Source organism: Microbacterium protaetiae, assembly GCF_004135285.1.
GTDB lineage: Bacteria > Actinomycetota > Actinomycetes > Actinomycetales > Microbacteriaceae > Microbacterium > Microbacterium protaetiae.
Genome location: NZ_CP035494.1, coordinates 1,674,143 through 1,684,113 on the forward strand (window position 1 = coordinate 1,674,143; position 9,971 = coordinate 1,684,113).

Genomic DNA, 9,971 nt, shown 5'->3' on the forward strand with positions numbered 1-9,971 from the left:
GCCGCATCGAGATGCGGCATCCCCTCCCGCTGGCGACCGGTACTGCCTAGGCTGTCCCCAGGCCGCCCACGAGGTGGCCGGACAGGGGTGTCGACGATGAGCCTGAGCAACATCGAGATCGCGCAAGCAGCGCAGCTGCGCCCGATCGGCGAGATCGCCGAGGGACTGGGGATTCCGCCGGAGGCGGTCATTCCCTACGGCGCGACCAAGGCGAAGATTGCGCTGCCGTATGTGCAGGGCCTGGCCGACAGGCCGCAGGGGCGGCTGATCCTGATGACCGGCACTTCGCCGACCCCGGCCGGCGAAGGCAAGAGCACCACGGTCGTCGGGCTCGGCGATGCGCTGACGCGGCTGGGTGAGAAGGCGATGATCTGCCTGCGCGAGCCGGCGCAGGGTCCGGTGTTCGGCATGAAGGGCGGCGCGTGCGGCGGCGGATACGCGCAGGTCGTGCCGATGGAAGACATCAACCTGCACTTCACCGGCGACTTCGCGGCGATCGCCGCTGCGACCAATCTGCTGGCGGCGCTCATCGACAATCACATCCACCACGGCAACGCGCTGAGCATCGATGTGCGCAGGGTCACCTGGCGGCGCGCTCTCGATGTCAACGACCGTGCGCTGCGCGACCTCGTGCTGGGCCTGGGCGGCCCCGGCAACGGATACCCGCGCGAATCGGGGTTCGACATCGTCGTGGCCAGCGAGGTCATGGCGATCTTCTGCCTCGCGACGAGCCTCAACGACCTCAAGCGCCGGCTCGGCGAGATCGTCGTCGCACAGACGCGCGACCGCAAGCCGGTGCGGGCGCGCGACCTGAACGCGCATGGTGCGATGACGGCGCTGCTGCGCGACGCCCTGGCGCCGAACCTGGTGCAGACGATCGAGCACACGCCGGCGTTCGTGCACGGCGGCCCGTTCGCGAACATCGCGCATGGCTGCAATTCGTATCTGGCGACCAGCTCGGCGCTGCGACTGGCCGACTACGTCGTCACCGAAGCAGGATTCGGCGCCGACCTGGGCGGCGAGAAGTTCGTCGACATCCTGTGCCGGTCGACCGATCTGCGGCCCTCGCTGGCCGTGGTGGTGGCGACGGTGCGGTCGCTCAAATACCAGGGTGGAGTGGATGTCGCAGACCTGCCGCGGGAGGATGTCGACGCGCTGGAACGCGGCCTGGTGAACCTCGAGCGTCACCTGCACATCGTGCGTGAGGTGCTGGGCCTTCCCGCGGTGGTGGCCATCAACCACCGCGCGGAGGACAGTGCTGCCGAGATCGACGCGCTGCTGGCCGCGTGCGAGCGCCTGGGCGTGCGGGCATCGGTCGCGAAGCACTTCGCCGAGGGCGGTGCGGGTGCTGAGGATCTCGCGCGCGCCGTGATCGAGGAATGCGAACCGGCGACGACAGAACCGAGGTACACGTACCCGCTGGACGCCTCGCTGTGGGAGAAGATGACGACCATCGCCACCCGCATCTACGGCGCTGAGGGCATCTCGGCCGATGCGAGCGTGCGGGCGCAGATCCGGCGGTTGCAAGACGACGGCTACGGCGAACTGCCGGTGTGCGTCGCCAAAACGCAGTACTCGTTCTCGACCGACCCCTCGGCGCTGGGCGCGCCGGAAGGCCACACGATAAACGTGCGCGAAGTGCGGCTGGCCGCCGGAGCGCGGTTCATCGTGATGATCTGCGGCAGCATCATGACCATGCCCGGGCTGCCGGCACAGCCGGCTGCGGCATCCATCGACGTCGATGACGAGGGACGGATCACCGGACTGTTCTGACCGGGGCCGGGTCGTCGCGGCGGCGCACCAGGGCGTCGGACACATTCTGCTCGAGGTCGGCGAGGTCGGCGATGACCTGTGCCACTCGATCATCGGGCAGCGCACCACGTGTGGTGCTTTCGAGTTCGGCCCACGCCGCATCGACCTGGGCGCGCAGCGCGAGCCCGGCTTCGGTCACCTCGACGATGACCGCACGACCATCGGTCGGTGACGGACGCCTGCGCACGAGCCCGGCCTTCTCGAGCCGGGCGAGGCTGCGCGTCATCGTTCCGGCATCCGACTCGAGGGCCTCGACGAGGTCGACCTGACGCTGCGGCCCTTCGTCCCACAGCGTCATGAGCACGAGTTCCTGACCGGGTCGCAGACCTGCACCGCGCAGCAGGCGTGCGGCAAGGGACTTGTGCGCGCGGGCGATGCGGAAGATCGCGCGGCTGAGCGGCTGGTCACCTGCGGGTTCGTCCACATAGCGAGGGTACGACGGGATGCCGCATCCTGCCGGTCTTCAAAATAGTTGTTCGAACAGGAATAGCTCTGCAAATTCAGTTGTTCGGCTAGGTAACTAAGATGAAGGAGCAACTGATGACGAACGTCACCACCGCCACCAACACCACCACGGCGATCGCTTTCGAGCCCATCGCCGTGGGCGACATGGAACTGCGCAACCGCGTCGTGATGTCTCCGATGACACGTAACCGGGCGTTCGGCACAGTCCCGACCGACGACATGGCGACCTACTACGCTCAGCGCGCGGGAGCCGGCCTGATCATCACGGAGGGTGTTCAGCCCAGCCCGGTGGGTCAGGGCTATCCCGACACGCCGGGCTTGCACTCCGCTGCGCAGATCGCGGCCTGGCGGCGGGTGACCGACGCCGTGCATGGGGCTGGCGGCACCATCGTCGCCCAGCTGATGCACACCGGCCGGATCGGCCACCCGAGCACCACCCAGGCGGTCGGGGCGGGAGCGCTTGTCCCCGTCGCACCCTCGGCGGTGCGTGCGGACGGTCAGGTGTTCACACCCGCCGGACGCGCCGACCTCGTCACGCCGCGGGCGTTGAGCGAGGCTGAGATCGCCGCCACTATCGCCGATTTCGTGACGGCGGCGCGCAACGCGATCGCGGCCGGCTTCGACGGTGTCGAGGTGCACGGCGCCAACGGCTACCTGCTGCACCAGTTCCTCGCGCCCAACGCCAACCAGCGTTCCGATCGCTGGGGCGGCAGTGTTGAGAACCGCATCCGATTCACCATCGAGGTGGTCGACGCGGTGGCGGATGCCATCGGGGCGGGACGCACCGGACTGCGCATCTCGCCGGCGAACGGACTGGGCGACACGGTCGAGCCCGACCACGACATCGTCTACCCGATGCTCGTGAAGGAACTCGATGGCCGGGGCCTGGCCTACCTGCACCTGGTCGAGGCCGGGGCACCCCAGCTGACCCCGGTGCTGCGCGCAGCCTGGAACGGGGTATTAATCCTGAACGCAGCCGACCCCGATCCGCTCACCCACGGCGCTCGACTGCAGCGCCTGGCAGACGGCCACGCTGACCTGCTCTCGTTCGGCCGGCTGTTCATCGCGAATCCCGATCTCGTCGATCGACTTGCCACAGGAGCCCCGCTGGCCGTGCCCGATCTGTCCAAGGCGTACGGCGGAGACCACCGCGGCTACATCGACTACCCGTCGCTTGTCGCTGTGGCCGGCTGACCGCTCCCGATGACAGCGCTGCTGCGCCCCCGGTTGTGATCGGGGGCGCAGCAGTCTGCCGTTGCCGGTGAGGTCAACGCTGAGAGACCTCAAGCGCGCGCTCGGCGAACCGGCGGCCCTCGAGCTCGGCCGCGCGCAGTGCCTCCTCGTGCATCTCGGCGGCCATGTCGATGAATCGGTCGAGGGCCGGGTTGACGCCCACCAGAGTGAACCGGCGCTGCACGATGGTCAGATCCAGGCCCAGCACGTCTGCCAGCACACGTTGCAGCCAGCCGGTGGAGTGATCCCATCCCTCCTTCGGCGTTCCGGGCCCGTAGTTGCCGCCCGTGACGGTCACCAGCAGGGCGGGGCGAGAGCGAAGCTCGGCGCCGCCCTCCTGGATGCGAGGATCCGTGAAGAGGATGTCGAACCAGGCCTTCATGTGCTGCGAGACCCCGTAGTTGTACAGGGGGACCGCCAGAAGCAGGGCATCGGCACCGAGCAACTCGTCGGCAAGGGTTGCCGCCAACTCGACGGCAGCCTGCTGGACGGGGCTCCGGTCGGCTTGCGACAGCTGTTGGCCCACCACCGCTTCGGCCCACATGTTCGCGGGAAGGTGCTTGGTGCCTATGTCGCGGCGCACGATCGCTTCGCCGGGATGTGCCGCGGTCCACTGTGCTTCGACGATGTCGGCGAGCTCGCGGCTGGCGGATCGGTCGGGGAAGACGCTTGCGTCGAGGCGGAACAGTGTCATGGTGTCTCCTTTATTTTTATCTGTTCACGTGTTCATCGGGGGTTCAGATCACCGTGCTGCCGCCGTCCGCGACCACCTCCAAGCCGTTGATGTAGCTCGAATCGTCGGAGGCCAGGAACAGCGCCACCGAGGCGATCTCTTCGGGGCTGCCCATCTCGCGACGAGGGATGACCGACTCGAACTGCGACTTCAACTCCGCGGGCAGAGCTGCCATCATCATGGGCGTGGCGATCTGGCCGGGGGTCAACACGTTCACCCGGATTCTTCTGTCGCGCAGTTCGGCCACCCACACCCGGGCATAGGCCGGCAGCACGGCCTTGCTCGCCGCGTACACACTCCAATCCGGGTACCCACGCAGTGACGCGTTCGAGCCGGTCATGAAGATCGAGCCGCCGTCGTTGAACAGCGGCAGTGCCTTCTGCACCGTGAACAATGTGCCGCGCGCGTTCAGGGCGAAGGCCGCATCGAACTGTTTCTCGGTGATCTCGCCGAGGCTGCCCTGCTCGCCCCCTCCGGCGCTCGCCCACAACACGTCGATGGCGCCCTTCTTCTGCTTGACCGTCTCGAAGAGACGATCAAGATCATCCAGGTCGGCTGAGTCGGCCTGCACCCCGGTCACGTTCCGGCCGATCTGCCTCACGGCCTCGTCCACCGCGTCTGGGTGTCGCCCGGTGATGAACACATGGGCGCCTTCATCGACGAACAGCTTCGCGCCGGCCAGTGCCATGCCGCTGGTCGCGCCGGTGATCACTGCGACTTTCCCATCGAGCTTTCCCGTGGTGCTGATCGTGCTCATGACGTACTCCTTCGTGAGTGGTGTGTCGCCGGGTTCTGGGGTTCTCGGCGCTCGGTTGGTTCGAACGTCTAGGTGAGGCACCCCTCCGGATACTGGGACCGAACCGGAGGGGCGCCTCACCTATTCCTCATGTTGCAAAGAATCAAGAACGGTTCCCGACCCGGCGGCGGGCGAAGCCGACCGCCGAGCACCACAGGACTCAGAGGTACATTGGCCATGTGAGCACCATCGACGTCGAGCAGACCCGGAAGACCTGGCGCCGGGACGCCCAGGAACGCCGGGATCGGATCGTCGCGGCCGCGCAGGACGAGTTCGCCGCCCGCGGCGTGGATGCGTCGCTGGAGAAGATCGCTCGTGACGCCGGCGTCGCCATCGGGACGCTGTACCGCCACTTCCCGACCCGCCTTGATCTGCTGTTGGCCGCCTTCGCGCCTCGACTTCGGGAGTTCGCCGATGGCGCGGACCAAGCCCGAAGGATCGATGACCCGTGGGAAGCGTTCGCCTCCTACCTGGAGAACCTGTTTCGCGTGCAGGCCGGGGACCGGGGCTTCAACGACTTTCTCTCTCGCCGTTTCCCCGGCAACGCCGAGATCGAGCGCATCCATGACCGGATCTGCGAACAGATCGAAGACGTACTCGGCCGCGCCCAAGACGCCGGTGTCGTGCGCCCCGACCTCACGATGGCCGACATCGTCACCCTCATCTGGTCCAACGGCCGCGTGATCGACGCGACCAGCACCGCCGCGCCCACCGCGTGGCGGCGTCATCTCCACCTCATGCTCGACGCCTACCGCGCCCCGCGGGCGCACCCGATCCCTGAGCCACCGATGACCGAGCAGCAGCTCTACGACGCGATGGTCGACCTCCACGCGGCGGACTAACGCGGAACCGCTCGCCGAGACGTTCGGGTGAGGATGCCGCGGCCGGGCGCGCGGCGGTCGAGACGTGCGTCAGTCCGCGAAAGTGACGTCAAGCTCGGCGAATCGCGTGAATCCTGTGTCGGCAGTGATCAGTGATGCGCCGACACTGACCGCGTGCGCTGCGAGCCGATCGGCATCTCGGTCGGCGGCCAGCGCGCGGCGTTCGCGCTCGACCTCGTCGGGGGACGCAAGCGCGCCCAGCAACCGCAAGCGCGCCTTGATCTCGGTCAGCCGTTCGGGATCGTCGGAGACGATGGGGACCACGCGCAGGCGCGGCCGGTTGTGCACTGTCACGAGCGCTCCCGACTCGGCATACGCCGAAGGGTTCGCCTTGAACTTGTTCATCGGAACTTCGGGCACAGAGTCATGAGGTCAGCGGCCGAGGGCCTGCTGGGTCAGCGTGAGAGTCCACACGTTGTAGTGCAGCACACCGCCGCGCCAGGGTTCGCTTCCCGAGTCGGTGTGCACGAACCCCGCGCCGCGACACAGCGCGTTCGAAGCGGCGTTGTCTTGCCCGGGGTAGGCGACGAGCAGGTCGCGGTCGCCGCGCGCGACGACGCGGGGTATCAGCATCCGCAGTGCTGCACGGGCAACGCCCCGCCCCTGAAACTCGGGCAGCGTGTTCCACCCTGTCTCGTATGCTGGTCTGCCGCCCTCGTCGACCTGCCAGAACCCGATGCCCCCGGCGGGCTCGCCGTCGACCTCGACGCGGAACATCTCGGCCTCGCCCGATGCCGAGAGCCGCAGGTATCTCTGGTTACGCTCGATGAGCTTCTCGGCCGGCTCAGGCCCACCGACGTAGCGGGTCATTTCGGGGGTGTTGGCCCGTTCCAGCAGCGGCAGGTCGGCCTCAGCCCATGGCTCCAATGTCACCTTCATGGCCCGATCCTCCTCCCGCCCTCCGACATCGGCCTCGGAAGCGAAGGCGGGTGTGTGGATGCCACAACCTGCCCAGGCCCCGCGAGCGCACCGGGTTGTCGCATCCATCAACCCATTTGGGGCCCGGTTGTGGAAGACCTACGGTAAGGGTGATCCCTCTGGAAAGGTGCCCCATGGTCGACGTCGTCCGTTCGAAGAAGCCCTCGGTTCACAAACGCACCCCCGCCGGCGGCGCACCCACCGCACCACGCAGCGCCGCCGAGGCGCAGCGCGCCGACGCGCTCGAGCCCCGCATCGACATTGCCGCGGTCGGTGAGCTGCTGCTGGGCACGTGGGCCGACGCCCGCCGCGAATCGCGCGAGATGATCAAGGATGAAGCGTTCTGGCAGATCCCCGGTCAGCCGATGCCCGAGCACCGCGAGCGCGTGCTCGGGCAGCTGCACCGATTCGTCGATGCCGGAGCGGCCGGCCGCGCCTATCCGGTCGAGCACGGCGGTCAGGGCGACAACGGCGGCAACCTCGCCTCGTTCGAAGAGCTCGTGCTGGCAGACCCCAGCATGCAGATCAAGGCGGGCGTGCAGTGGGGGCTTTTCGGCTCGGCCATCCAGCAGCTGGGAACGACGAAGCACCACGCCAAGTGGCTCGACGACGTGCGCACCCTGAAGCTGCCGGGCGCGTTCGCCATGACCGAGATGGGACACGGGTCGGATGTCGCGGCCATCGGCACGACGGCCACCTATGACCCCGAAACCGATGAGTTCGTCATCCACACCCCGTTCCGCGCGGCGACCAAGGAGTTCCTCGGCAACGCGGCCCTGCACGGACGTGCCGCCACTGTCTTCGCACAGTTGATCACCGGCGGCGTCAACTACGGCGTGCACTGCTTCTTCGTGCCGATCCGCGACGAGAACGGCCAGAACCTGCCCGGGGTCAGCAGTGAAGACGACGGCGTCAAGGGTGGCCTGAACGGCATCGACAACGGACGCCTCGCATTCGACCACGTGCGCATCCCGCGCGAGAACCTGCTCAACCGCTACGGCGACGTCGCAGCCGACGGCACATACTCCAGCGACATCCCGAGCCCCGGCCGGCGCTTCTTCACCATGCTCGGCGCCCTCGTGCAGGGCCGCGTGTCGCTGGACGGGGCATCGACCACCGGTGCCGCCCTGGCCGAGTACATCGCCATCACGTATGCGAACCAGCGGCGCCAGTTCGACTCGGGCGCGGGCACCGACGAGGTCGTGCTGCTCGACTACGGCAAGCATCAGCGCCGCCTGCTGCCCCGCCTCGCGCAGACCTACGCGCAGTTCTTCTCGCACGACCAGTTGCTGCGCCGCTTCGACGGCGTCTTCGGCGGCGAGCACGACACCCCTGCTGAGCGCGAGGATCTCGAGACCCTTGCCGCGGCCCTCAAGCCGCTGTCGACCTGGAACGCGCTCGAGACGATCCAGGAATGCCGCGAGGCCTGCGGCGGCGCGGGCTTCATGGCCGAAAACCGCCTGGTCGACCTGCACCACGACCTCGACGTGTACGCCACATTCGAGGGCGACAACACCATCCTGCTGCAGCTGGTCGGCAAGCGTCTGTTGAGCGATTTCGCCAAGCAATTCAAGGGCAAGGATGCCGCATCCCTGGCCCGCTACGCCGTCGGGCAGACGGCCGGCAAGATCTTCCACGGTGCGGGGCTGCGCCAGCTCGGCCAGTCGGTCGCCGACTTCGGCTCGACCGCCCGCTCGGTCGAACTCGGGCTGCGCGCCGAGCAGCAGCATGAGCTGCTCGCCGGCCGCGTCGAGCAGATGGTCACCGACGTGGCCACCGCGCTGCGCCCGGCATCCAAGCTGAAGCCGGCAGAGGCGGCCGCGCTGTTCAACGAGCACCAGGCCGAACTCATCGAGGCCGCCCGCGCCCATGGCGAGCTGTTGCAGTGGGAGGCCTTCGCCGAGGCCGTCGAAGCCATCACGGATGCCGGTACCCGGCGCGTGCTCACGTGGCTTCGTGATCTGTTCGGGCTGCATCTGATCGAGAAGCACCTGGCGTGGTACCTCATTTCGGGGCGGCTCTCGGGCCAGCGCGCGGCATCCGTCTCTCGGTACATCGGCCGGCTGTGCACCCGGCTGCGTCCGCACGCGCAGGACCTCGTCGACGCCTTCGGGTTCGCGCCCGAGCACGTGCGTGCACCCATCGCGCTGGGCGGTGAGCAGCAGCGCCAGGACGAAGCGCGCGCCTACTACGCGGCGCTCGCGGCCTCGGGCGAGGCGCCGATCAGCGAGAAGACGCTGCGCAAGCAGAAGAAGTAACTCGCCGCAAAAGTCACAGAATGGTAACGTTCACGGATTCTGTGACAGGAAATCGTCTCTGCGTAGACGTACATAGTGAAGACGCCGTCGATCAGGCGGGTCGGGCTCGCACCGTGGCATCTTCACCCGGGGGTCGCGAATCGGGAACGCGGCCCCCATCATCGTGTCGGGAGCGATGGTTAGGCTGAGCGGGTGAGCCTGCAGACCGGACCCGATGGCCGCGCGCGTTGCGCGTGGACGGGGATGGATGCCGAATACCAGCGCTATCACGACGAAGAGTGGGGCACCCCGCTGCACGGTGACCGGGCGCTGTTCGAGAAGATGGCGCTCGAGGGGTTTCAGGCCGGCCTGTCGTGGATCACGATCCTGCGCAAGCGGCCCCGGTTCCGCGAGGTGTTCGCCGGGTTCGAGCCGGCGGAGGTCGCCGCGTTCGGCGACGACGATGTGGCGCGACTCATGGCCGATGCCGGCATCATCCGCAACCGCGCGAAGATCGAGGCGACGATCGGCAACGCCCGGCTGGTGGTCGATATGGCCGACGGCGAACTCGACGCGCTGCTGTGGTCGTTCGCGCCGATGGCACCGCACTCACGACCGGTGTCGTTCGCGGAGGTGCCGGCGGTCACGCCGGAGTCGACCGCGATGAGCAAGGAACTGCGTCGCCGCGGCTTCCGCTTCGTCGGCCCCACGACGATGTACGCGCTGATGCAGTCCACCGGCATGGTCGATGACCATGTGGTGGGATGCTGGCGCACGACCTGACTGCGGTTCGGGCGGCCGTGCCGCGCGGCGGCGCGGGCCGCGGTGCCGCGCGGCGGCGTTCGTGTCGCAGGATGGAATGCGGATCCCGGGCGTGTCGGGCCGTCTGGGGTGGG

10 protein-coding genes are annotated in these 9,971 nt (G+C 68.0%); 5 read left to right on the forward strand and 5 right to left on the reverse strand.

Going from position 1 to position 9,971, the window contains the following annotated elements; all coding sequences use genetic code 11:
• The first annotated feature begins 96 nt into the window (after positions 1-96).
• Positions 97-1,773, forward strand: coding sequence for a formate--tetrahydrofolate ligase (locus tag ET475_RS07810; RefSeq protein ID WP_129388219.1), 1,677 nt, complete (start codon positions 97-99; stop codon positions 1,771-1,773).
• Here ET475_RS07810 and ET475_RS07815 read toward each other — a convergent pair.
• Entirely contained in the window at positions 1,757-2,236 is a 480-nt protein-coding gene (locus ET475_RS07815; RefSeq protein ID WP_207205439.1) for a MarR family winged helix-turn-helix transcriptional regulator, read from the reverse strand. The genes ET475_RS07810 and ET475_RS07815 overlap by 17 nt on opposite strands.
• A 116-nt stretch (positions 2,237-2,352) precedes the next feature.
• On the opposite strand from ET475_RS07815, the gene ET475_RS07820 reads away from it, so the two are divergent.
• Positions 2,353-3,471, forward strand: a complete 1,119-nt coding sequence (locus tag ET475_RS07820) for an alkene reductase (RefSeq protein ID WP_129388225.1) — start codon at positions 2,353-2,355, stop codon at positions 3,469-3,471.
• A 73-nt stretch (positions 3,472-3,544) separates the two neighbouring features.
• On the opposite strand, the gene ET475_RS07825 is transcribed toward ET475_RS07820, so the two are convergent.
• Both ET475_RS07825 and ET475_RS07830 read right to left on the reverse strand, forming a co-directional pair.
• Positions 3,545-4,204, reverse strand: a complete 660-nt coding sequence (locus tag ET475_RS07825; RefSeq protein WP_129388229.1) for an NAD(P)H-dependent oxidoreductase — start codon at positions 4,202-4,204, stop codon at positions 3,545-3,547.
• Between the two features lie 43 nt (positions 4,205-4,247).
• Positions 4,248-5,000, reverse strand: coding sequence for an SDR family NAD(P)-dependent oxidoreductase (locus ET475_RS07830; protein WP_129388232.1), 753 nt, complete (start codon positions 4,998-5,000; stop codon positions 4,248-4,250).
• A gap of 218 nt (positions 5,001-5,218) precedes the next feature.
• Between ET475_RS07830 and ET475_RS07835 the strand changes: the two genes are divergently transcribed.
• Positions 5,219-5,881, forward strand: coding sequence for a TetR/AcrR family transcriptional regulator (locus ET475_RS07835; protein WP_129388235.1), 663 nt, complete (start codon positions 5,219-5,221; stop codon positions 5,879-5,881).
• A gap of 69 nt (positions 5,882-5,950) precedes the next feature.
• Here the strand turns inward: ET475_RS07835 and ET475_RS07840 are convergent, their stop codons facing one another.
• Positions 5,951-6,265, reverse strand: coding sequence for a type II toxin-antitoxin system VapC family toxin (locus ET475_RS07840; protein ID WP_165310818.1), 315 nt, complete (start codon positions 6,263-6,265; stop codon positions 5,951-5,953).
• Positions 6,266-6,292: 27 nt separating this feature from the next.
• Positions 6,293-6,799 carry a GNAT family N-acetyltransferase gene (locus ET475_RS07845; RefSeq protein WP_165310820.1) on the reverse strand — a complete coding sequence of 169 codons (507 nt, stop codon included), beginning with the start codon at positions 6,797-6,799 and terminating at the stop codon, positions 6,293-6,295.
• A gap of 173 nt (positions 6,800-6,972) precedes the next feature.
• On the opposite strand from ET475_RS07845, the gene ET475_RS07850 reads away from it, so the two are divergent.
• Together ET475_RS07850 and ET475_RS07855 are read left to right on the forward strand one after the other, a co-directional pair.
• A complete protein-coding gene (locus ET475_RS07850) occupies positions 6,973-9,096 on the forward strand; it encodes an acyl-CoA dehydrogenase family protein (RefSeq protein WP_129388244.1) in 2,124 nt (707 codons plus the stop codon).
• Positions 9,097-9,339: 243 nt separating this feature from the next.
• The gene (locus ET475_RS07855; RefSeq protein ID WP_242497842.1) at positions 9,340-9,858 is read left to right on the forward strand and encodes a DNA-3-methyladenine glycosylase I; all 519 of its coding nucleotides are present in this window, start codon (positions 9,340-9,342) and stop codon (positions 9,856-9,858) included.
• Positions 9,859-9,971 lie beyond the last annotated feature (113 nt).